Source organism: Planctomycetaceae bacterium (assembly GCA_041398825.1).
In the GTDB taxonomy this organism is placed as follows: Bacteria; Planctomycetota; Planctomycetia; order Planctomycetales; family Planctomycetaceae; genus F1-80-MAGs062.
The window spans coordinates 901,822-926,136 of sequence record JAWKTX010000001.1; the positions used below are offsets into that span (position 1 = coordinate 901,822).

The following is a 24,315-nucleotide window of genomic DNA, read 5'->3' on the forward strand; positions in this document are numbered from 1 at the left end:
ACCATCGGGTCGAATGGATCGAGCATCGGGATCAGCTACTGTTTTCATTGGACGAAATTAGAGAGTTCAACAATCTCCGGTAAACAATCCGGTGCCCTGACTGACCAGGGATCTTTCACCACTCTCTGGATGCTGTCTGCCACCGAGGGCGAGCTCCTGTTTAAGTCCTCACGAATGGTCAGGGATGAGTGAGCTGACATTTCAGATCGATGTCAGACGTGTCTTACAAATGGCGTCTATCTTCCCGGAAGCATAAGCTCACTGTTAGCGCACGGATTCAAGTTCATCTTCCAGAAGACTGACGGACAATTGAGCACAGGCAACCTGCCGGAGCAAAGGGACGTTGCGCGTGGACACGAATCACCAGATTCCAGATGAATCGGAATTTGGTTTCAGACGGATATATCAACGATTGCTTCGAATCGTCGGGTTTACCGCGTCCAATCTGTCCAGACATCCGGTCTTCACCAGCACGGAAGATTGCCCCCGCAGAGCAGCGGCGGTGAATGTATCGACGGTTAATCAAAACCTTCAGTATCTTACCCAGCAATCTATTCAACACGAAGCAGCTCAATGGTGTTCTGGAAAGATCGCCTTCTCTTCGCGTCCAACGCCAGGTTGTGGGCCCAGTCCCATCAGGAAGATGTATTCACTCGTTTCGTGCCAATATCGGATGAACTGAAATTCCTTGAACGCCAGGATTGTTTCGACACTGACAGTCGACCCGCGGCTCAATCTCTGGCTGGCGACGAATGAATCAGAACTAATGCGTATTCAGGGCAAATGGTGAGGCCGGTTGACCAGTGGGATTGTCTGCCGGGAGATGTTGTTGCAGCCATCATTTCGTCTCAGCGGCCAGCGACACGATTTCCGGTGTTGACTATGCGGCAATTGGGTCGATTCGCCTGAATTTCCCCGAATGATGGGCACACCCGGCGTCCGAATTCACGCGACCTGAACGACGAAACAGAAAACGAGAAAATCCGCTCAGCCGCGCGACAATTCCATCAGGATGTTGTTTGACGGAAGCGAAGTGCCCTTTGGGGGAGAATCCGTACGTTTTCCAGTATGCGTCCTTATCTCGAAATCTGTTTGCGACAAATTCAATGTCAGTACCGACTGAAACTAGCGACGAATGGTGGAATGGTAAAATCAGCCGGAACAGCAATACCGAAAGTACGCGCTTGCCGACGGGGGGGGCTATACGTTTGAAGCCCGAGCCAGAAGTCGTGCGTTAAACTTGGGCTGTCTCCAAAGAATCCATTTCTCTGTCGCTCCTCCGTGGTATGCATCCCAGCCGTGCGTGAGTTATATGGTATTGGTCTGGCCTTCGTTACCGGGGGTTGGTGCAATGGGGACGACACAATTCGACGTCAGGTCAACGCCCTTCAACACGTCGTTCAGAACAAACGTCAGATCTCAAACAGTCACAGGAAAGATACCAATGGCTGGTCGAAGGACTCAATGAGCTTTACTCTTCACCAGTCCTGAATGGCGGCAAACGGATTACTTTTGTAAGCCCGTCCGGTTCAACAGGTTCTTGGATATAAGCCGGAGGACATGATTCACAAGAGGTGGAATGATTTTCTATTGCGCCAGGAAATCTTCCGTCGTGCCCGAACCGACGACTGAAAATGGGCGAACAATTCCCAGGTTGCAGTGGGCGTGTCCGAGTTCGTCGCATGCGGATGGCACTCTCGGGCACCTCAATTTCGCTTTGTTTCAGTCCGCAATCGTCGAGGCATCGGAGAGGCAGTTGACTGTATCGCGAGGAGAGTATCACGAACCTCGAAAGATACAGGAATGGCTTGAGGTGCGTGTCTCGGAACGCCGTGTGGCCGAGCGAACGGGCAACTTCGCTTACTGAATGCCCAACTGCAAAGTGAAATCGTAGAACGTCGACAGGCGGAAATGCCTGAAAGAGAGTGAGTTGCGATGTAGCTCCATCGTCCAGGACCAATCGGAGATGATTGTTCGATTCCGTCAGGGCAAAATTACATTCGCGAACAAGGCATATTTGGTACCAAGCGATTGCGACAGCAGATGAATTGATTGAACCAGCCGTATTTTTCGCATCACAAGATGATCAGGAGGACGTTGTCGCATCGTTGAAAAACTTTCCAGGCCAGGATGTGCAGTCTGAGCGCATTTCCAAAAGCTCGAGCGTGATCCGACCCAGCTCAAGCTCAGATTACTGGAAGCATGGGGCCGGGCGCGTGCCGCCGACTCCGATGGACGAATCGGATTTCAGGCGGTTGGACGCGACATCCTTTAGCTACATGAAGCCCCAACGAAAACTGCATGAAAAAGAACAACAGCTGGCCCATCTCGCTCGTGTGTCGACGCTTGGCGAAATGGTTCTGGGCATCGCACGAGATCAATCAACCGCTGGCGACGATTGAACTTCTCGTCATACGCCATGATGATGATGGACCAGAATGGATGGACCAGATTCAAGTTGAGAAAAGCTGGATCTGAGTTGAACGTAATTTCCAGGCAGACGGAACGAATTAATGCCATCGTCCAAGAGGCTCAAACGTTCAGAGTCTGCGATCAAGGGCGAACCGTTCCTGATCGTCGATGCCATCAACGAAGCCGTGATGGTGACGGAAATACGTACAAGAGACGCTATCCCGACCAGCTGGATATCGACTGCCCGGCTGACCTTCCGATGGTTTTCGCGGACCGGGTTCAGATTGAGCAGGTTCTGGTCAATCTGATTCACTAACGCCGACGCAGTCGAACGTCATCCGCAGGCAGACGCGAACGCTGCGGATCGGCAGCCGGTTGACTGACGGTTTTGTTACCGTCACCGTCATGATTCGGGCCAGGAATTCCGGAAGTGGCGAGCAATATCTTCCGAATCGTTTGTTACATCGAAAATTGAAGGGATGGGAGTGGGACTTGCCATCTGGCAGATCTATCATAGATGCCAATGGTGGTCGTATCCGCCGTTGTCCCCGAGAATGGTACCGGTTGTTTTGAATTTACAATCCCAACAAGCAAGCGGGAATGAATGGCGAACCTGTGATCTATATCGTCGACGATGATGTCGATTCCACGCCGAGAATCGCCATGGCGGCCTGGTATCGCAGATGGCGATGCACTGAGGCTACGATCGGCCGAAGAGTTTCTGAAACACTACAATGGTCTGAGCCAGCCTGTCTGCCGGACCATCAAGATGCTGTGCAAGGATGACGGGGGTTGACCTGCAAACGCTTCGTTCAAAAGGCGTCACTAACACGTCATCGACATGACGCTTATACGCCAGCTCAGCTGACGGTTCAGGCGCCATTCGTGTTTGCGATCTCTGCTGGAGAAACCTTTTCAAACACGTCACTCGGGAGGCCATCAACAAGCCAACTTCCAGAGGAGGGACAAGGAGTTCCTGGCTTAATGAAGCGAGTTCACTTTTGCGGGATTCGCAGGAACGACTGGCCTCCTTGACTCGATAGTGAAGCAGGAAGTGCTTCGGCTGATTGTCAATGGCGAAACCAACAAGGCCGTTGCGTTCGAAATGGGGTCATTAACATTTGCTCGAAAGCCGCTGCAGCAGCATCTTCGAAAAAATGGGTGTCGCTGATCTTTCCGAACTCGTGCAGCTGGTGATGGCAGCAAGCTGATTACCGCCACTTCGTCGTCGTAATTTCCTTTGCCCTCGCAGCCCCAAAAAAAATAAATTGAGACGACTCATGAATCAGACATGTGGCACCGGCATTCGTCTACTGGTCTTTCCTCGACATCCACTGTCATTCAGCTCAATCGGCTGTGGCTTTCGGGAACCAAATCAAGCGTCTGGAAGCCGCATCGACGCGGCCATTGCGTGGCATGCGTCATGGATGATGTGCCCCTTGTTCATACCAGCTTAATCCTGCCGACACTGACGGCAGCTGACATGCCCACAGGCAACAGGTCTCCTCGACGCTCAGAAACCTGGCAGATCGTCTGGCATCAGCAGGCACTTCGGCAGAGCATGTCGTGCGGGTTAATGTCTCCATCCGAAGTCAGGAACTCGCCTCAGAAGTTCTTGCCGAGCTGGACAGGCAATGGCCAATGCCACGGATGCTCCGCCCCTGTATCTCCCCCGTGATTTCGCGTACGCGGACCCGGACAGCGCTGCTGGGTATAGACGTGATCGCAGTCCAACCATCTCGGGCCGAAAAACTTCACCTCCGAAACCAACTCACAATTAAAGGTACAGCGAAACCAGGATTGGTCGGTGCTGCCGGAAGGCAGCTCGACTGTATGTATCGGGGCAGGCAGAAAGTTCTGCTCGCTTGCGCAGGCAACGCTGAGCACCCTTGAGGATTAGAGAGAACACTGGACTCACTGGGACGTTCAAGCGAGGACATTGTTCAGTTGAAAGCCTTCAATCACTGCCGATGGCTGATGTCGGCGTCATACAGTCCAAAAGTTTCGGGAGTTCTTTGTTGGCACGCATCCTCCGCGCGCAGTTGAATGGAAATCAGGGCAGAGAAGACAACGCCCATTGAGATCGAGCTGGTGGCGGGGCGGCCCGGCAAATCCGAACGCCCCGATCGTCGAACACCTCTGGGTTCCGTGGCTGACGAAGTCACCCGTTTATTGCAAGTGGCGAGGATCAATCGCGGTCGCACCGTTTACACCGGAGGTATTCAGGGTGAACGATTGCAGGCCGCTTCAGTCTCTGATCCTGCTGAACTTGCTGAATACGAAGTAAATTCCATCTTCCAGCAGCTGAAAAAGATCATGGAGTCAGCCGACAGCAACATGAACCATCTGGTGAAGGCGACTTACTTCGTTTCGACGGAATCCGCCAGCCAGAAGCTCAATGAACTGAGGCCCCGGATTTATGATCCCCTTCATCCTCCGGCCGCCTCAAAAGCCATGGTGTTGGGAATGCCAGTTCAACAAAGTGGACTTTCGATCGATATGATTGCGGCCCCGGCTTCGAATTGATGCGTCGCTTCCGGAAAGACAGCCCTCCCTCCGAAATTGTCCGGCAGAATTTGCCGCGTACCTGGAAGCGACCGGCAACCATTGATGGGTCTGCCGCGGCAGATTTTGCCCGGCCGTAACGCTTTGCCCAACAGATCGTCTTTCTCTGATCGTTACAACCCGGCAAATCCCAACTTCTTCGCACGGATGGTCGATCCATATTTCTCATAGGCGTCTACGCGCGCTTCAGGGCCAGGGTGACCAGACCGGGTTCGTACCGAACTTTGTTCTGCGCGACCCTAAACGGATTGGGCTGATGTACCGAGGTAAAACAATGCTGATTCGAATTCTGCTCGCAAGCGTCATCCTGATGCCCGCCGCAACTGCTGGTGGAGGCTTGTTCGGAGCGGGGCGACTGAGTTCAGCAGCCGTGCCGGGTTGCGTTGATGGTTGCGGAGAAAGCTTCGGTGATTATTCTGGCATGATGCCTCCATCAGACATCTGTGGTATTGAACCAATCTGTGCCGCCCCGGTTTGCGAAGCACCAGTCTGTGCAGCCCCAATTTACTCGATGCCTGAAGTCGCATGCTCGACACCGGACGTATGTGGAGACATGTCCATCATTGGACAGTACCCGGATTATCCAGTGGGCGATTTCTGCGGTGACGGTTGCGGTGAGTATTGTGGCGAAGGTTGCAATGGATTCGGGGCATCGTGCGATGAACGGCTCCTGGGGCTTTTCCGACGCAGCGACGACTGCTTCCGGCACTTCATCAGCCCGATGACCAACCCCGTTTTCTTCGAAGATCCTCGAACGCTCACAGAAGCGAGATTCATTTACATCAATAACCAGATCCCGGGTGGCATCAATGGTGGAACGATGCAATGGTTTGGCCTGCAACTTCGCGCAGCTGTCAGCGAAAACGTATCGATTATCGTGAACAAAACCGGCTACACGACATCCGGTAACGCGCTGGCTGATGATGGATGGTCAAATATCTCTGCGGGATTCAAATACAACCTGTATCGGGACGTTGCCGGACAATCTCTGGTCAGCCTCGGAGCCACCCTGGACATGCCGTCCGGGTCTTCTGATGCACGTACAACTCGAGGGAATGGCGAATTCAATTTGTTCATGACGAGCGGACGAGAGATTGCGAAAGACTGGCACTACCTGATGGCTGGCGGATGGCGTCTTCCTGTAGACCAGAATTCTGACAGCACCTCAATTTACTGGTCAAACCACATCGACAAACGGCTTGGCAATTCCGGATTCTATCTGCTTGGCGAATGCAACTGGTATCACTGGACGAACGACGGCACAGTCTCAGCGGGTGGTTTTGAGGGACTGGACCTCATCAACCGAGGGGCCATTGGCGTCAATGCAAATGACGTCGTCACGACAGCACTGGGCATCAAATTCAAACCATCCGCTCACACCGAGATCGGGTTTGCCTGGGAAAAACCGGTGACGGGACGCAAAGACATTATCGACGATCGATTCACCATGGACCTCATCCTTCGCTATTGATATCTGTTCACAGATGCACAGCGAATGCGAGGCCCATCTCAACGAGCCTGAATGTCACCGGGAGCCTTTGTCCATGGAGCCCTGGCATTTCGTGTGATCTCGTCATCCAGTTCCTGCATTCGGACCTGCAATTTCGTAACGATTTCCGGACGCATTGCCGCAAGGTTCTGCTTTTCGCCCAGATCCTGATCGAGATCAAACAGCAGCAGTTGGCTTTCTCCGATTACTCCCGACTTCCCTTTCTGATTGCGTGAAGCGGGTGGAGCTTTTACGAGCAACTTCCAGTTATCCTGACGCAGACCTTCCAGCACGCCTTGCGACGTATAGTAGATGAATTCGGATCGCGGCGACTTCGCAGCCGTTCCCATCCAAAGCGCAGAGACATCCAGTCCGTCAATTTCCCTGTCCGAGGGCAGTGGAGTGTTCGTAATGGCTGCAATTGTTGGCAGGACGTCGATGGTACCAGTCAACTCATGGCAAACCGTTCCAGCGGGAATACCCGGCCCCCGGATCAGGCAGGGTACTCGCTGACCACCTTCGAACGTCGTTCCTTTGCCGTCTCTCAATGGACCAGCAGAACCGCCATGATGCTTGAATTGCAGCCATGGACCATTGTCCGTCGTGTAGATCACAAAGGTATTGTCGGATAGTTTGTGTTCGTCAAGGTGGTCCAGCAGGCGACCAACTTCCGCGTCGATGTGTTCCACTGTATTGATGTAGGCATTTCGTGGATCGGCATCACGGACATCATCCGGAACATAAAGCGGGATGTGCGGCATCGAATGTGGGAGATAGACAAAGAATGGCTCGTCCCTGTGCTCTGAGATGAATTCGATGGCCTTCTGCGTGTACCGCCTCGTCACCGTTCTTTGATCCACGGGGAGCTCGATAATCTCCTCATTCTCATACAGGGGGGTGTTCCACTTGGTCAGCGAAGAATCAGGATCGTTCCAAAGCAAATCCATACCATCAGGCCCGCCTTTGGGTTTGCCTTTGTTATCCGGATGATTCATGTCATTGGAATAAGGAATGCCAAAATACTGGTCGAAGCCATTCGACGTGGGTAGTACCTCTGGATGATGTCCAAGATGCCACTTTCCAAAACATGCCGTTGCGTATCCCTGTTGCTTCAAGTGATCCGCGATCGTGTGTTCTGAAGGATTCAGCCCTTTGTTCGATGTTGGAAACAGGACGTGTTGATGCATTCCTACACGTTTTGGGTAGCAGGCCGTGAGTAACGCTGCACGAGATGGCGTGCACACAGGCGAGGCGACCATGAAGCTCGTGAATTTACGCCCTTCGCGGGCAAGTCGATCAATGTGCGGTGTGCGGATTGTTGTTGATCCGAAGCAACTCAAATCACCGTAGCCTTGATCATCGATGAAGATGATGACGACATTCGGCTTATCTGCGAATGTGGAATTGCATGATATTCCAGCCAGCCATATTGCGACGACGCCGAAACCGAACAGTAGTCTTTTCACAATTTCAAACCTGTCTAATGGAATGGCACCTGAATTCGTGACCGGGCCGACGCATCCCGTGGGGGATTTCGGCTCTTCGTGAGATGAAGTGCGCGGTGAAGAGTATTGCCGGGGGGTGCGTCTACGAAAGGTGGTTGACGCAACCTGATGAGCAGTATCTAACCTAACAGCCTGTAAGAAAACGGGACTGGCTCAAGCGGGAGACTTTAGAATGCGACAGTTTCCAGTCGTCCTGCGTGACCGTCCCGGTTTTCAACGGACAGCTAATGCTGTTTCACCAGAAGATCCGAGATGGCTACCGGAGCGGAATTGTACAAGGCGAGTGGAGTGAATGGCTAATGAGCCGTTGGCCTGCTCGCGAAAAGAAGGTGTTTTTCATGTGTGACGGGCGGGGAAAAGAGGACTGCGTTTCCTGGGATGAGTTGGTTTCGAAACAATGACCCATTCCCACGAAAGGTTCGACAGCCATGCAGAACAGTGGTCAGGATTCCGTCTCTCAAACAGCTTGCTGCGTCAGCCATCTGAACGTTGCTTTGGGCGGCCGAGAAAAGAATCCTCTAGCGAGTACCCTGGGCCATTCCAGGTACCATTCCACTTGCACTCTGAAGTAGGATGTTTGTGATCGCGATTTGCTCTGGACAGCAATCTAACATGCTGTCGATCCACTGACGCAATTTATCCGGCTCGTTAGAAGCGTGGCAATGTTTTGTTTACCAACATGTAGACGTACCGTTTTCCATCAAAGAACTCCCCGACGATTCTGCATATTCGTCTTCCCAGGCGGCTTTCAATCGCGCAACAACGAGGCCATACGCCGTACCTCCAACGTCTTCCGACTTCCCAAAGGGCCTTCTCATGCTTCTTACAAAAATCCCCGGGAGCGATGCTGCAATACAGATGAAATCACGTGCGCAGGCGAACGGTCTTCGTACTGTGATCGCTCTGATCCCTCTGGTCTTGGTGGGTTGTGGTGGCGAATCGGGAATCGAAGTGTCCGCAACTCCCAAATCCGCAACTCCCAAATCTGCAGTTGTCGGCGCTGCTCCAGCGACGGAGCTGCAAACGGACTCTGAAAAGCACGCTCATGAATCAAAGCCAAAAGCTATCGAGGCCGCGGACTCGGATTCCACGGTGTCTTCGGCGCGAGTGTGGATCAGCCGCGATGGTCGGCGAACTGTCGTCGCAACAATGGCTGCGGTAGAGAGTGGAAAAGTTGAGTTACGGGACGGTCAGGGCAAATCGGACTGGGCGAGCATCTTCGCTCTGAGTGATGAAGATCAGCATTATATTGAGCAAGAACTGGCTCGCCGCGGCACCGAGTATCAACCAGTGAACGTTCCACTGGTCGGTACCGGAGTCACCGAAGCCGATCGTTCTCTGCTTCGCTCCGCCGCGGTCGAAAAGTATTACAAGCAACGAAACCTCCGGTTCCTCGCGGCACTGTTGTTGCTGAAACGCGAATACGACGAACAGCCGTCCGCGATGCTGAGAAATGAAATCGAGGCGTTTGTTCAGGCCGGCCCGCCACGGCGAGTACTCTTTACATCGCCGGACGAGCAGCCGCCCAAAGTTGGCGACGCAGGCTTTGCGGGGCCGCTGCGCGTCATTCAGGTCGTTGACGAATCAAGATTGCTGGTCGAGTTTGGAACGTCGAAAGCTCTGGCGACAGGCTGGAGCACCGTTGAAATTGTTGCCGGAGAGAGCTTTCAGCCCCAGGGTGGAATCGTGATCATGGGCAAAACGGATTTCACATCTTTAGAGGGACAAACGGCGAAAGCGGTGCACGTGATTGAACCCCTGGAGCTGGCGGAACACGCCGCGCGAAACACTCCTGAGCTTCCCGCCTACATCACAGAAATCATTGGACCAGACATCGCAGTCGGCAGCCATCCGAATTGATTCGACTTTCCTGCCGGCAACACTTTCCTGCCCAACACAGGAAACATCGGAGTTGAGATTATGTGGCCGCTCGTCCAAATGGTCCGTTGAACAAATGCGTACAGTTCTGTCGCTGAAAGGATTACAGGAACCTCAGATTACTGTGTGAGAATGTGAAGCGTTCGACGGTGTCGACGTGTCGACGATCAGACTCCCGGGATTGTCTGTTTCGATGTGGATTGGGCCGTCGGAACAGACGGTAACTCAGCGTTTTTTGCGCCGTGTAACTTCTTCATACTGTGGGATGTCGTTTTCGCAGATTCTCTGCCATGCCCCGGCGAAGAGTTCGTGCACTGGTTTGAGCGGAAGCAACGTGAGAAACAGCGACTGAACCTTCTGGTTTTCGTCTCGCGTGACATCGAACAAAGGAAGTTTCCACGTTTCGATTGGCAAATACGGGGCTTTGAGTTCTTCCCATCCGCCGGGCAGGAAGTACTTGCGACCTGCTCTTGCTCGCTTTGCTTCGACGATGAGTTCCCGGGCCAAAAGTTCTTTTGCAGCCTTCGTGATTGCCGATGGCGTCCATCCATTCCAGGTCCTGATGTTCTTGTCCGTTGGATCTGGCAGCGTTAATAACTGCAGATAATACGTTGCCGCTTCCGCACTGATCTTCAGTTTCGCTGCGACCTCACTCACAGTTTCGGCAGCCGAAAGTGCTGGGTTCGCTTCATATTGACCGGCCGGAACGGGCGACTTCTTGAGTCGATTGCCGAGACTGGCGATGTCTTTTGAACGCAGGTACTTCAATGCATCGATAGCTTCGAACTTCAGGGAATCGTAGTCTCCATGCGCGGCCTGCATTTGGCTGCGTACTGTTGCGATATCGGTGTCTTTCTTCAGCTTCGTGGGGTTGATCAGCAGCGAAAGGCGTCGATTATTGACAACGACTGTCAGCCCTCCGGATTCTCCGGTCAGAACGTTCTTCGTCTTCTTCAGCCTACCGACGATGCTTGTTGCGATCTCATTTGACTTGTTTTCGTTCTTGTCGTTGTAGTGATAGGTCTCGCCCAACGAAATTAACAGGTTTGGATTGCTGGTCGCCTTCTGTACGGCGGCAAGGACTCCTGCCATTTTTGCTAAGGCTGGATCTCCCACTGGTAATTCGTATGCAAGGCGAACCACTGCATGAGTGGCCAGTTGCAGCCAGAGCTCGTTGAACTCTTGTTCTTCTTTTTTGCCCGTTCCAACGCCTCCAAAGTCGCCGTCTGCGTCGAACTGAAGGGAGTACTTTGCCTTCGCATTCAGGATTTCTGCGTCATCAGGTCTGTTGAGTGCTTCCATAAAGACGGTGCGACTGTCTCCGTGCAACCCATGTGTCAGCAGTTCTGTCAGGCTGTCCGGCAATTCGATGCAGTCAGGACGAATGGATTCCCAGGCCTTCTTCAGATTTGCCGCCATTTCGTTTGGTGGGTCGTGGCTGAAAGAAGCGATTGGTCCCGCAAGCAAAGCATGCCGCAATCGCGTCCGGGATTCTTCGGGTAAAGATTGTATGAACTCCCTTGCTGCTTTTCCTTCCCTCGCTTTGATTCCAGCGGGTTCTCGAAGGTACGCAGGAATTGGATCCGATCCGTATCTTCCAAAATGCGGATAGCCGAACCAAATGTAAGCGACGATTGCAGGCTTGAGCTTCATGCCCTCCGCGACTTCCGCAAAAAAATCGGCCGATGGAATCTTTGGTGGCTGGTCTTTGCACAGGTCAATGAACTGCTGCACTGATTCCTGGATATCGCTGAGCTCAAGGGGCTGCGTTTCTTCGTTGCTGTCGACTCCGGTGACGGGATGAAATGTCTCGGATCTTGAGAATTCGACGACGTTAAATCCACGCCAGTCCCGCGTGATCACGAACTTGCTGTTTCCGTGTTGCAGAGCAGTCGCAGCTTCTCGATCATCAATATCGTCATGGCGTCCTCCGACGGCGTCCTCGAGCAGTTTTCTGAATTTGGGGTCACTATCTTCATCGATCGAGAACTGACGCAGTCGTCCCGTCAGACTCAGCGCGCCCGTTTGCAGCAGAGCCTCATAAAACGTGAGCCATTTAGTATCCCCGTCGTCTCTTGCAAACCACTGCAGCTGCCATGCGTTGAGCAGACTTTCTGAGACAATCTCGCCGAATATTCCGCACGTAAAATCTGGGGCCGTGATATCGTCTGATTCTCCCTGCAGAAACATGACGATGCTTGCCAGTTCGTTGAAAAACGAAACGGACTCGGCTCCGTACGAACGCTTTTGGAGCATGTTCAGTACATGGACTACACTTGCGTCGGCATTGGTGACTGTAATCTTCGTGGGCTGGACTCTGTTGGGATCGGATTGAGCGATGACTTTTTCGAGCGAGAGCTGAAGCTGGATCGCACCGACGATGATTCCGCGAATTCCGGCATGCAGACGCGGCGATTTCAGCCTGGGCAACAGTTTGCCGATGGCTTTATCGAGCAGCGGGTACGTCGGGTTTTCTGCCTTCTTACCCTGTTTTGCCTCGCGTTTGCTCGCAATCGCTTCGATGTCTTTTGATGCTGCATCCAGCAGAGTTTGTGTATCGTCCAGGCTGATGCTGCGTAGTTTTTTCGAGGCCGTTTCGTCCCGAACTTCGAAGAAGTTGAGATAGCGCCAGGGGACTCCGGCAGGCTGTCCCGAGTTGTACATGCCTGGATCGAATTCGGGTCGGCTGGTGACAATCTGATTATCCGGAGAATGAAAAGCCAGGTGCGGTGCCGTTCTCCAGCGTCCCTCCACACCTTCAATCGGGAGTTTCTGTGTTGTGCCTGGTTGATCCAGAAGCGCTTGAAAGGAGAGATCATCTTTGCCAGTGCAAATGGAACGCCCGTCTATTCCTTCCGCCGTAAATTGTAAGGTCACACTGTCTTTTCTGGCACGGAACCCACACAGACCATCTTTTTGGCCAAGGGGGGAATGCTGGATTCCGGAAGGCAATGGAAACAGGCTGCATCGGTGCAGCATTAACCTGGTATCCGGTGCGATGAAGTCTTCCAGAAATCCGGGTAGAGACCGACGACCTTGTTCCCCTTTTACGGGGTCAAGTTCGCAGGAGGTTTCCGTTTGGGAAGCATGATCCCAGCCTGTGGCCCAGTAGTGTTCGCCGTCGAAGAAGAAGTTTGAACTCGAGCCAATGCCGCGAGTTTCAGGTTCTCCAGCGTGAATAATTTTCTCGCCCGTAAAGGCTCCGCCACCCCGTGCGTCGATGGCGAACCCCTGCAAACCCTGATTGTCTCGTTCCCAGGTCTCCCAACTCTTCCCCGGACTCCTGTTCCAGAATTGCTTGCAGCGATAGTTCTTTCCTGCCGTGACCAGCAGGTCACCGTCGATATATTCGACGTGTTTTAGCGGCTCGCCTTTAGGGAGCTTCAACTCAAACTCTCCGACGCGTTCGTTTCCTCGAACAACAATCGCTGCGATTCCATCCGTGACCACGGCATAAGGGTAGGCGCCGAACAGTTTGACGTCGCTGGCAGTTTCCCGGGGAGCGGAGATCGAGAATTTCCCGGTAAAGTGTTCAAAGGCAGCTTCCAGCGCAGGCCATCCGTATTCGTCCATCAGTCCGTTTTTCAGCGAACGGTGCAATGCTGCTGCAACCTTTGCTTCCTGAAGTCGTTCAAATGCCTCCGGAAATTCCTGCCAGGTCGCTGTGGTCGTCTTGCCGTTGATGGTTGAGAACGCATCCTCAAATCCCGGCAATGCGGCTTTGCCAAACTTTTCAATTTCGGACAATAACCAGTTGCGCCGGACTTCCAGCATCGCTTTCTTACCCGTGGCTGCTGCTTCGAATTCTGCCACACCGACTGACTCGCGGACAGCGTCCATCAGTGCCACAGAGAATCGTGGATCCTGTGCCAGCATGACCGGGTCGCGAGGCCGGTTCTTCGCGTTGTCGTCGTGCACTCGGAACCAGCTGTACATCGACAGCCTGAGTTCACCCTCGGGATCGGCAATCGGGATACCAAGCGCCAACAGATGATCAAGCAGATCGATGTTGGCATTTAATTGTTTGTTCCAGCGATTCACTTCATATGGGTATACTCTGATGTCATCTTTCTTGAGTCGATCCGCCATCCGCTCAACCAGGTCAAACAAAACCTGACTTGGCGAACCGACCGCGCAGAGCTTTGACAACCACTCCGCCGGACTGCCAACCGGACCAGCTTGCTCTGAAACGCCATCCTTCCAGGAATTATCGAGGATTCCCCAGGTTTCGAGGTAGTTGAGCCATGTCCATGCATCACTTTGTCCATAACCACCTGACTTGGGAATCATATTCAGAAGCAATCCAGCGGCCTGATCATCATTTTCGGCGAGCGACTGCACCCATTTCGAGGCTACCTGCCAGAATCCCATGCTGGTGCGAGGCATTGCCGGAGACTCCAGCAGCTCCCTGACGACTTGCTGTATCTCAGTATCCACATCCAATCCTGCCGCTTTGGCAAGTGTGGCAAGATCCTTACACATATTTTTCCATGGAGGCAGACCGCCAAGCGTTCGCCGCACACTCAGGTCCCGAATGATGGACCATGCTTCGCCCGCTTCGCCCGCGGCCTGCAGCTCTTTGCCGTAGTCATTGATGGCGCTGGCGCTGACACATCCGGCCAGAGCAAATTCCAGGAATGCGTCTCTTCGAATCGCTTCATCGACCTTCAGTCCATGCACGCGTTCTGCTTCGCGCGCTTTGCCGAAGGCTCGCGATGCATACGTCGAATTGTCAATGGCGATGAATTCTCGCCCAACCTGTTCCCAGAACGAGGGCAGGAAATGGGCCACGCTTTTTCCCAGAGACTTCGCGATTTCGCTGAACGCATCCCAGGCATGACCGGGTTTTGATTTCGCCCGACGTGCTTCTCGCTTGAATTCCTTCACCATGTCCAGTGCGTAGCGAGCATGAGCAGGGTCGTGAACCAGGGCCCATTCCGGAAACCCCAGAGCCTGTCGTCGTCGGACCGCCACGGGGCCTGTCACATCGGGTTCGGCAAAGCCAAGGAATGAAAGCGTCAGATCGTCGCCTGCGGCCAGATTGTCCGGGGTAAGTCGGACAACGACACGATCTCCGAGTGCCGGATGTCGATAAGCACGAGCGCTTACTTCGTCAATGCCTGCTGCGTCCTTCAGCTTTGTCTTTGGGGCGAGTAAGGCACCGGCTTCCAGTAGTTGTTCTGGCTTTGGCATCTGCTTGATCCTCAACGAAAGACCAGGGATGGTACGTGTGTGATTCAGTGATTCTTGTGGTTGGCGCAGACTCTTGTGGTTGGCGCGAAGATTGTGGGCGGCCAACTGATTTCATCTCGGCATGGAGATGATGGATCGATGGGCCTGGCGATCCTGTGCGGCTTCAGACGACTTCAGGTTCTTTTTCAACGACGCGTTTGGCGTAAATTGCAGCAGCCATTCGCATACCTTCAGAAAACGCGACGGGCCCCACCTCTTTGACGGGCAGCGTGCGTTCTCGATCGTCGGTGAAGATCAGGTCCCACGTGTAAGTTTCGGCCTCCGGATACTCAGCCCCAACCCAAAAGCGACCTTCAGTCAGCCTGCCGTTCTCCCAGACCGGACTACAGGCCGATCCACCGCTGACGCGATAACCAAGTCTCCGGCAGAGACTCAATGCGTGTGTCAGAGCTTCAAACTTTCCGTTTCGGAAGTCTTCGACGGCATTCCCCTTCAATTGTTCCTTTGTCGGCTTCCAGGTTTGCCGGAACAGCTGATCGAGACTCTGCTGAAAACTGAGTTCAATCGTCAAAGCCCGAAAGTCGTCGAGCTCATCCAGCAGAATGGGGTGTGGAATTGCAATGGAATCCGATTTCAGCCATTGCGTCTCTCCATCCAGATCGATCACCCCTGCCCCTTTTTTAGCATCGACTTCTCGCAGAAATCCGCTTTCCTGCTGATTGAGTTTTTCCCCGGTGACGCTGCAAACTACAGCGTTCGTCAGGATGCTTTTCCAGGATGGATCCTGCCAGATGGCAACCAGCACGGATCGCGGAACAGGCAAAGAACGCAGCATCCACGCTTCGATGGTATCTCTCGATTGTTTTTCGTGTTCATCCAGCCATTCCCCCAGCGAAATGAGTTGCTGTGCCTGTTCGCTGTCCTTCAGCCACTTGGGGACTGACGCCAGCGCGGCGCCTTTGGGGTTGCGGCTCTGCAGCTTCCCTTCGATCAGGGCAATGGAGTAGCCTTTGTCGGCTTCGATCCAGAATGCACCGTCCTCTGACACAGACGCTTCCGCGCGTGCGGCATCTACTTTCTTTTTTGCCTTTGCCATCGCTGGGTCCCGTTAGATGTGCGTTGTTCGTTCCAGCCACGCGAGTGGGTGGAAAGATTCTTACACTTGAGTGTGGAAACGCAATTGACTCGGAAAAAGAAAAGCCAGTTGTCAGTCAAAGCAAGCTTTGACCAACAACTGGCTGGAAGATGGTAACGGGCCATCCCCGAACTCATAGCCGGCATTCATTCGGGGTATTACCATCAACTAACAGGTCAAGCGCTTTCGGTGGTCAGGCACGACAAATAGTTTTTCGAATTTGATTTTTCCTCACCAGAAATCCATGGTTTGCCCCGCCAGTCCATTTGAGCAGGTGGAATGTAAATCCATCCAAAACGTCCGTGGCAGTCGCGGAACCGCTGGGTGCCTTGGGAATTCTTACGAATTCAGATACAAGTGGCTGGGCTATTGCCGTTTTAGAATGTCCTGAGGAGTTGCTCGGGTTGGCTGCGTCGACTTGAGTTCTCTGCCAAACGCTTGTCACCGATGGAATGTTCGAAATGTTGTCACCCTTCGCTCTGTTACTGCCCTCTACTCGCCTGATGTTAGCGCTTACTTTGGTGGCTGCGCAGGTTTGGTTGACCTCGGCGGTCGCCGCGGAAGCCCCAGTGCGAACCGAGGTCTTCCCTGCTGGCATGGACGGGGTCGCGCTGTATCGAATACCGGGCATTGCGGTCAGTCAGAATGGAACCCTGCTCGCTTACTGTGAAGCGCGTCGTAATAGTTCGTCCGACTGGGGAGAAATCGAAGTTCATCTGCGGCGTTCGCTGGATTCGGGTAGGACATGGCTGCCCCCCCAGCGAATTGCGCATCGTGGAGAACGGATTGAAGGGAATCCTCGAAAGAAATCGGGAGGAGAGAAGGAACAGACCGTTAATAACCCTGTTGCAATTGTGGATGCGCAGACCGGCCACATTGAGTTTCTCTACTGCGTCAACTATGCCCGGTGTTTTCACATCCGAAGTACGGATGATGGAGAAACGTTCAGCGAACCCATTGAGATCACAGACACTTTCGAAGCGTTCCGAAAGCACTACGACTGGAAAGTGATCGCCACGGGGCCTGGGCATGGTGTGCAGTTGAAGCACGGTGATAAGGCGGGGCGTCTTGTTGTTCCGATTTGGCTCGCCTACGGAAATACAGGAGATCATAAGCCTTCTGCGTCTGCCACCATCTACAGCGATGATCACGGCAGGACCTGGCATGCAGGCGAGATCGCTGTTCCAGATGAAGGAGAGTTCTCAGACCCAAATGAAACGATGGTGACTGAGCTTGATGATGGTCGGGTAATGCTCGTGACTCGAAGTGTGTCAAAGCCAAATCGCAAACTCATTACATACAGCAAAGATGGTGCTACGGGCTGGAGTAAGCCGGTGTTTCATCCTCAGTTGATGGAGCCAGTTTGTATGGCGAGCGTGATTGCACATCCAAGCCAGCCGGGAATGGTCTTGTTTTCAAATCCGCACACGGTTGGGCTGGACGCGAATGGCAAAGAGGTGGCCGCTGGCCGTGGAAAGCGTAAGAACCTGTCCATCAAATTGAGCACAGACTACGGTCAGACGTGGTCCGTCAGCAGGACGCTGGAAGCCGGTCCGAGTGCCTATTCGGACCTGGCGGTGTTGCCTGATGGTGATGTCATCTGTTTGTACGAAGGTGATAAGACAATCACATCCGCCCGGTTCTCTCTGAACTGGGTCAGGTACGGAGAGGGATTGGCACGGGCAACGCCTGAGTCGCAGGGTGTTTCGTCATCGGGGATTCGTGAATTCGTGATGTCCGCTGATGCCCGCGTCAATACCATGCACAGCTTTATGCTGCTTCGAAATGGAAAAGTGCTGGCAGAATGCTGGTGGCAACCGGAAGCCGCAGACAAGCCGCACGTACTCTGGTCGCTCAGCAAGAGTTTTACCTCGACGGCGGTCGGTTTGGCGGTGCACGAAGGCAAACTCAGTATTGATGATCACGTTTCACAGTTTTTTCCTGATGAAATGCCGGACAAGCCATCTGCCAACTTAGCGGCCATGCGAGTACGAGACCTTCTGACGATGTCCACCGGACACCAGGACGAGGTTTTTCTGCGGGATAAGACGGAGTGGGTCAAAGCATTTCTCGCGCATCCGGTTCCGCACCTGCCCGGAACACACTTCAGGTACAACACCCCCGCTACGTACATGCAGTCTGCCATTGTGCAAAAGATGACCGGCCAAACCGTGGTCGACTATCTCAAGCCGCGATTGTTTGATCCGCTGGGAATTGAAGCTCCACGCTGGGATGCCAGCCCGGAAGGCATTTCTCTGGGCGGATATGGATTGTTTCTTCGCACAGAAGACATTGCCAAATTCGGCCAGCTCTATCTTCAGAAAGGCGAATGGAATGGACAGCAACTGATTCCGTCTGACTGGATAGAGCAGGCGACGTCGAAACAGGTTTCCAACGGAAGCAACCCCGAAAGTGACTGGAATCAGGGATATGGATTTCAGTTCTGGCGCTGTCGCCATGGTGCGTTCCGCGGTGATGGCAAAGACGGTCAATTCTGCATCGTCCTGCCCGAATGGAATGCTGTTGTGGTGATGACTGCAAACACGCGTGACCTGCAGGGGCAGCTGAATCTGGTCTGGGAGAAACTGCTGCCTGCGTTCCATACCGAATCGTTGTCAGAAAACCCGGAAGAATTGCGTCAGTTACGGGATACTCTCGGGCAATTGAAAGCAAGGGTCGAGTGACAGGTGTCGAGTGACAGGCGGCGCGTGACAGGTGTCGAGTCGTCCCGGTCGGATCCGGCCTGCCGCGAAGAGTCAGTCAGCTATTTTCCAAGGGCTCGCTGGATGGATTGGATGGTGGCGGGGTCTGGCTTAAAATTGCCGGGCCGATGTCCCTGAGCAATGGCCAGCGGGGTCCACTTGTATTTATTGGGCCGATTCCAGATCGCTGCATCAGCACCATGAGCGACAAGGTAGTCGACCATTTGTGGAAAGCTGGCATAGGCAGCACCATGAATGACCGTTTCTCCGTTGTCGTCAACGGAATTGATTTCCGCTCCCAGGCGAAGCAGCAACTCAACCGCTGCCAGAGATTCTTCCTCTGTCCCGGCCACTTCTCCTGGAGCAAGTGTCCCAAGACCCGCCGCAGCAAGCAGTGGGGAACAGTGGTCGGCATTGGGCAGGGTTGGGTCTGCGCCCAGTTTCAGCAGACATTTCATGAGACCAATGTCTGCTGTGTCGGACGCCATAAAGAATGGTGTGGCCCCTTTTTCGTTGAGCCGACCACGTCCTGCGCGACCACCTGTGAGTTGAAGATTCACATCGGCACCGTGTTGCACAAGCCATTCCGCAAACTGAAGACTTCCCACGTTGCCGGAACCTCGCGGCGCGGGATCGCCGGTTGGATCGTCGCCTCGGTCCGGTTTGCGGACCCACGTGAGCGTATGCAGTGCGGAATATCCCGATCGCTGATCGTTGGGGTCTGCACCTCGTTTCAGTAATTCAACCCCTAGTTCGAAGTGTCCGTTCTCAACCGCCAGGATCAGAGGACTGGTTCCTTCTCTGGGGTTTTTGCCACCCGGGCGACTCGGCAACATGACGCTGTTGACATCGTCACCAGCATCCAGCAGTTTCAGCACGCAGGCCTTCTGGCCGTCCCGTACGGCAAACATCAGTGCGTTGAATCCGGACTTCAGCGTTACAGAGCGATCAGCGCCAGCGTTCAGAAGCAACTGAACAACGTCCTCGTGACCTGCAGACGAAGCCCACATCAGTGCCGTTTGACCGGACCACTCCGTTGTGTCGACTTCCGCCCCGGCTTGCAGCAGTCGCTCCACGGAATCTGCATTGCCGGTTCTGGCTGCCGTCATCAAAGGCGTTTCTCCACCGGGCCGTGTCCGGTTGACTTCTGCTCCGGCATCGAGCAACAGCTCTACAATCTCTGGATTGCCGTTGATACAGGCGAGGGCCAGAGGAGTGACGCCGAATTCATTCGGCACTGTGACCACTGCACCTCGCTGTATCAGAAGTCGGGTCATCTCCGTGTGATCATGGTGAACGGCCCAGTGCAGCGCGGTCATTCCGTCACGCTGGCCCGTGGTATCGATGCCTGAGCCTGATTCAATGAGCTGACGAAGACTGTTCCAGTTTTTACATTCGGCAAGGTCTGCGAGAGCAGGATTCTCGTCTGCAGCGTTTCCGCAATTGATGGTGATCCTGATTGCCAGGACGAAAGCCGTGATTAACTTCAACACGATTCGTCTCCGTCCCTCCAGGTTGAAACGGCCTTGAAAAACGTGGCAGCGCGCCGGTCCCGGTTATTCAACGGATAGCTAAACATCAATTGTCTCGAACAGATCATCCATGCGGCCGGTACTGTCCCCGAATGTTTCTATGTCGACACCCACTTTCTGAAGCAGCGTCAGGTGCAGATTCGCCAGAGGTGTGGGACGATCGAAATTCACATGACGCCCGCCCTTCATAGCGCCCCCTGCACCTCCTGCGACGATAATAGGCAGATTCGTGTGGTCGTGAACATTCGGGTTCCCCATACCGCTTCCGTAAAGGTACAGCGAATGGTCGAGCAGAGTTCCGTCGCCCTCGGGTGTCTGTTGAAGCTTTTGAAGGAATTCAGAAAACAGCGAGACGTGAAACTTATTGATTTCGGCGACTTTGGCGATTTTCTCCGGGTCATTGCCGTGGTGAGTCAGCGGGTGATGGGGATCATTGATGCCGATTTCCGGGTAGGTTCGGTTGCTTGTTTCGCGAGCAAGCTGGAATGTGATGACGCGTGTGACGTCGCCCTGCAGCGCCAGCACCTGAAGGTCAAACATCAGGCGAGCGTGATCGCCGTACGCTGCCGGGACTCCTGTTGGTCGATCAATATCTGGTAATGGATTGTCTGTGGCATCGGACTCGGCCTTCTGAATGCGGCGTTCGACTTCACGAACGGAGTTCAAATACTGTTCGACTCGCTGCTGGTCGGCTGGTCCCAGTGTCATCTTCAGTCGCTGGATCTCCTGAGTTACTGAATCCAGCAGGCTGGCTCGTTTGCGCAGCACGGATCTTCGTTCTGCTGACGTGCCTCCTTCTCCAAACAGCGTTTGAAAGATCAGGCGAGGATGCGCTTCGGAGGGTAAGGGATTCGTAGGAGACGACCACGACAAATTGTTCTGGTAAACGCACGCGTATCCATTGTCACACTGCCCGACAACAGAAAGCAGGTCCATGGACATTTCGAGTGAAGGCAGTTGAGTTGTTTGTCCAATGTGTCTGGCTGCAATCTGATCCGCTGTGGTACCGAGAAAGTAGTCGGTACTTTCTGTTCGCCGCGCGGTTGCAGCACTCAGAAACGCTGAATTCGAAGTGGCATGCGTTCCGGGGTAGGCATTACGAAGTTCCGTATTGGAAATTACAGTTGTGTGGGATCGAACCGGTGCAAGAGAAGAAAGTGTTGGCGAGAGTTCATCAAGGTTGTTCGGGTTTGGAGGTGCCCATCGGGACATGTCGCAGCCCATTGGCATGTAGACGTATCCAAGACGTTTGAGTTGAGATGGCGCGGCGACGGTGTTTGCCATCGCGGTCATCGGCGGAACCATCGCATCCAGCAGCGGCAACGCCAGGCTTGTTCCGACACCTCGAAGAAAACTTCTTCGATCCAGGGTTTTGCGGGTGATCATCATCTGGCAGTCCTCATCTGGAATGGTGGGCTTTCCACAATGCCAATAATAACGGACGAAAATCGAAAATCGTTGACGGCGGCATTTCTGACAATGTCCCGCACAAAAGGAGAATCGGATGTCTGGAGCCCGCGACCAAGTGCATACACCATTAATTTTTCTGTGATTGTTCGGACAAATGCTTCAGGTCGTGACAGCAGTCCTTCTTCAAGAGCTTCCACACCGTTGATCGTCCGGCCATCCGGAAGTTGTCCCGTGGCATCGATCGGAATGTCTTCGTCACTGGATTGCCATCTTCCCACTGCATCGAAGTTTTCCAGAGCGAATCCCAGCGGATCCATCATGTCATGGCACACGGCACATGATCGATCAGCACGATGGGCCTCCAGGCGTTCTCGAACAGTCAGCGTTGATGAGACGTTGTTCTCTGTTAACGCCGGGATGTTGTCTGGTGGTGGCGGAGGAGGAGTTCCCAGCAGATTTTTCAGAATCCAGTGTCCGCGGATGACGGGCGAGGTTCGAGTCGCGTACGACGTTACTGTCAGAATGCTGCCATGACGCAGTATCCCGCCACGGTGACTTTCCGGAGGCAGATTCACCGGACGGAAGTGACTGCCCTGAACATGATCAATCCCGTAATGACGTGCCAGTCGCTCGTTCAGGAATGTCTGATTGGTTTGAAGCAGGTGGAGGACACTTCGGTCTTCACGCATCATCTGTTCGAACAGCATTTCGGTCTCTCGCTGAAATGCGACCCGCAGATTATGATCGAAATCCGGGAACAAGCGGGCATCCGGAGTAATCGAATTGAGATTGCGAAGATACAGCCACTGGCTGGCAAAGTTGCTGACGATTGCATTCGCCCGCTCGTCGGCCAGAAGCCGATTCACCTGTTGCCGGAGCACATGGGGGCGTCGCAGTTCATCACGTTCAGCCAGTTCTAGGAGTGTTTCGTCGGGTGCGCTGCTCCACAGGAAATATGAAAGTCGGGTGGCAAGTTCGAGGTCACTGATTCGGAAGACGTCTCCGGCAGTTGCTCCCAGGGGTTCACGCTCAATTCGAAAAAGGAAGTTGGGATTCACAAGCATCGCGGCGACCGCGGATTCGATGCCGGAACTGAAACGAGTTGCCAGGTCTGAATCAGGATTGGCAGAGACTGCTTCCGTGAAGAAACGCATTGGCTCTTTGAAATCAGATTCTGTGACCGGCCGTCGATAGGCCCTTCGCAGTAATGGTGAGAGAACCTGTCTCGCGCAATTGTCTAACTCAGCTTCTGATGTCGGTGTGCATGTCAGAACCGGAGTCCAGGCCGGAGTTGGGGCAGTGTTGTCTTCTGCCAGCGGACCTGTGAACGACAATGAATAGACGGCAGGCGAGAGTCGGGGGTGTCGATGAAAATTAAAATGTGCATCGAGTGGCTGGCGTTTGGTTTGCGGAATCGAAGACGGCATCTTCAGGAATGTTGCGGCGATATTATGAGGTCCGGCCTGTATTCGAATTCGTGCCTTCAGGTGCTGATCTGCTGTCTGATGCCCCCCCTGATTCTTCGGTGGATGAACCGTAAATACTGCAACGCGACGACGATCCAGCAGAATCATCAGGTCGTGTGGGCGATTGAGCCCTTCGACGTGCTCGTTGCGATCACGCATCAGTCGAACTTCGATATCGTAATCGCCGGTGGCAGGAAATGGGTAGGGTACGTCGATTCCGCCGCGAGTACCGAAAGGTAACTCCGGCAGTCGCTCTTCCTGAGTCAGATCCGGTCGAACTCGAAATGTTTCGGCAATCATTGAATTGCCGGTGGAGCCAGTGCTCAGACTGGCAATTTTTTCAGCGGCGAGGACATAACGATTCATGAGGGAAGGAGAAAGTTCACCGACGGTTACATTGTCGAATCCGTGGCTGGATTCATCCTCCGGCAGCATTTCGGTGACATCCATGTCCAGCTTCAGCAGGTCACGAACAGTATTCTGGTACTCATAACGAGTGAGTCGTCGAAATGTTTCCGTTCGCCCGGGGTTGGGATGCGAAGTCGCGTGCCTGTCGAGCGTCGTTTCGAGGAGTGTGATGATTTTTGTGTATTCCGCTTCGCTGGGGCGATCCGAATCAAGTGGAGGCATTTGTCGCGAGCCGAGTTTTCGAACGACTCGTTCCCATGTGTCAGCAGATTGTCCGATGGGAACTAATGTTGCCTGATCCAGTGAAAACCCGCTGGAAGGCGTCGCGCCGCTGTGGCAGTCGGTGCACCATTTTGTTGTGAATTGAGCGACCGAATGAACGGCTTCGGGCGTTTCTTCCTGAGCCATGGAAGTCGCGGAAGAAGCAAGAATGCCCAAGACGGTCGCCAGAACAAGATGCAACAGACGCGGTAAGATCCGTCGTTCGGATTTCTCAGGGTCCGAGATGCTCACACGTTTGTCCCCGAACGAACACAGAGGCGACCAGTCATTTTTTGCGGACAGGATGATGCAATTCCATTCGCAATCAGGGTTGCGTGAACGAAATTCATCTTCTACTG

At 53.7% G+C, this 24,315-nt stretch carries 11 protein-coding genes; 5 read left to right on the top strand and 6 right to left on the bottom strand.

Going from position 1 to position 24,315, the window contains the following annotated elements; genetic code table 11:
- Window positions 1-2,279: 2,279 nt before the first annotated feature.
- From R3C20_03270 to R3C20_03280, 3 genes are all read left to right on the top strand, one after another.
- Complete coding sequence (locus R3C20_03270; protein ID MEZ6039498.1) at window positions 2,280-2,402, top strand: hypothetical protein; 123 nt, start codon at window positions 2,280-2,282, stop codon at window positions 2,400-2,402.
- A gap of 2,056 nt (window positions 2,403-4,458) precedes the next feature.
- A complete protein-coding gene (locus R3C20_03275; protein MEZ6039499.1) occupies window positions 4,459-4,938 on the top strand; it encodes a Rid family hydrolase in 480 nt (159 codons plus the stop codon).
- 313 nt (window positions 4,939-5,251) lie between these two features.
- Window positions 5,252-6,448: a hypothetical protein gene (locus tag R3C20_03280; GenBank protein MEZ6039500.1), complete on the top strand. Its 1,197-nt coding sequence runs from the start codon at window positions 5,252-5,254 to the stop codon at window positions 6,446-6,448.
- 38 nt (window positions 6,449-6,486) lie between these two features.
- On the opposite strand, the gene R3C20_03285 is transcribed toward R3C20_03280, so the two are convergent.
- Entirely contained in the window at window positions 6,487-7,932 is a 1,446-nt protein-coding gene (locus R3C20_03285; protein MEZ6039501.1) for a sulfatase, read from the bottom strand.
- 855 nt (window positions 7,933-8,787) lie between these two features.
- Between R3C20_03285 and R3C20_03290 the strand changes: the two genes are divergently transcribed.
- Entirely contained in the window at window positions 8,788-9,831 is a 1,044-nt protein-coding gene (locus R3C20_03290; GenBank protein ID MEZ6039502.1) for a hypothetical protein, read from the top strand.
- Window positions 9,832-10,074: 243 nt separating this feature from the next.
- Here the strand turns inward: R3C20_03290 and R3C20_03295 are convergent, their stop codons facing one another.
- A complete protein-coding gene (locus tag R3C20_03295; protein ID MEZ6039503.1) occupies window positions 10,075-15,042 on the bottom strand; it encodes a hypothetical protein in 4,968 nt (1,655 codons plus the stop codon).
- 163 nt (window positions 15,043-15,205) lie between these two features.
- A complete protein-coding gene (locus tag R3C20_03300; protein ID MEZ6039504.1) occupies window positions 15,206-16,138 on the bottom strand; it encodes a DUF4132 domain-containing protein in 933 nt (310 codons plus the stop codon).
- Between the two features lie 500 nt (window positions 16,139-16,638).
- On the opposite strand from R3C20_03300, the gene R3C20_03305 reads away from it, so the two are divergent.
- Window positions 16,639-18,861: a serine hydrolase gene (locus tag R3C20_03305; GenBank protein MEZ6039505.1), complete on the top strand. Its 2,223-nt coding sequence runs from the start codon at window positions 16,639-16,641 to the stop codon at window positions 18,859-18,861.
- Window positions 18,862-18,941: 80 nt separating this feature from the next.
- Here R3C20_03305 and R3C20_03310 read toward each other — a convergent pair whose 3' ends face one another.
- The 3 genes from R3C20_03310 to R3C20_03320 form a co-directional block, all read right to left on the bottom strand.
- Complete coding sequence (locus tag R3C20_03310) at window positions 18,942-20,372, bottom strand: ankyrin repeat domain-containing protein (protein ID MEZ6039506.1); 1,431 nt, start codon at window positions 20,370-20,372, stop codon at window positions 18,942-18,944.
- A gap of 78 nt (window positions 20,373-20,450) precedes the next feature.
- Window positions 20,451-21,800: a DUF1552 domain-containing protein gene (locus R3C20_03315; protein MEZ6039507.1), complete on the bottom strand. Its 1,350-nt coding sequence runs from the start codon at window positions 21,798-21,800 to the stop codon at window positions 20,451-20,453.
- Window positions 21,797-24,133, bottom strand: coding sequence for a DUF1592 domain-containing protein (locus R3C20_03320; GenBank protein MEZ6039508.1), 2,337 nt, complete (start codon window positions 24,131-24,133; stop codon window positions 21,797-21,799). Before R3C20_03320 ends, R3C20_03315 begins: the two co-directional genes overlap by 4 nt.
- Window positions 24,134-24,315: the final 182 nt, after the last annotated feature.